Origin of the sequence: Rhodoferax ferrireducens, from assembly GCF_003347515.1 — a bacterium.
Taxonomy (GTDB): Bacteria; Pseudomonadota; Gammaproteobacteria; order Burkholderiales; family Burkholderiaceae_C; genus Rhodoferax.
The window spans coordinates 1-406 of sequence record NZ_QEII01000092.1 but is presented as its reverse complement, the minus strand read 5'-3'; the positions used below and the strand labels follow the sequence as shown (position 1 = coordinate 406).

The following is a 406-nucleotide window of genomic DNA, read 5'->3' as shown; positions in this document are numbered from 1 at the left end:
CCCACAAGAGCCGCATTGGCAGCGTTTAGATCTGCCGTTTTTAACTTTCATCACTGGCCATTTTCATGAATCACACTGTCAATATTTCCGTTCGTACGGCGGTCGCTACGGCTGTCCTGTCCCTGAGTGGCGCGGCATTTGCTGCCGCGTTTGACGCCAACATCGAGCTCGACAACACCTACCGCAGCGGCAACGCTGTCGCCGAAACCGACAAGGGTCTGGGCCAGGGCGGCCGGGTTGAAATGAACGCCACCGGCAAGGCCGGTGCCAACATGTTTGTGGCTGGCAAGGCCGCTTTCCTGGCCAAGAAAGACGGCACGGTCGCGGCTGACGATATGTGGATTCAAGTGGGCTCGACCGGCGGTGACGTCAAGCTCGGCCGTTTTGAAGCGGCTGACCTGTTCCC

General features: G+C 59.1%; 1 protein-coding gene. It reads left to right on the top strand.

Translation table 11 applies throughout. The features are described 5' to 3' along the window. Positions 1–65: 65 nt before the first annotated feature. On the top strand, positions 66–406 hold a 341-nt coding region (locus C5P05_RS00375), incomplete at its 3' end, for a carbohydrate porin (protein WP_198674559.1).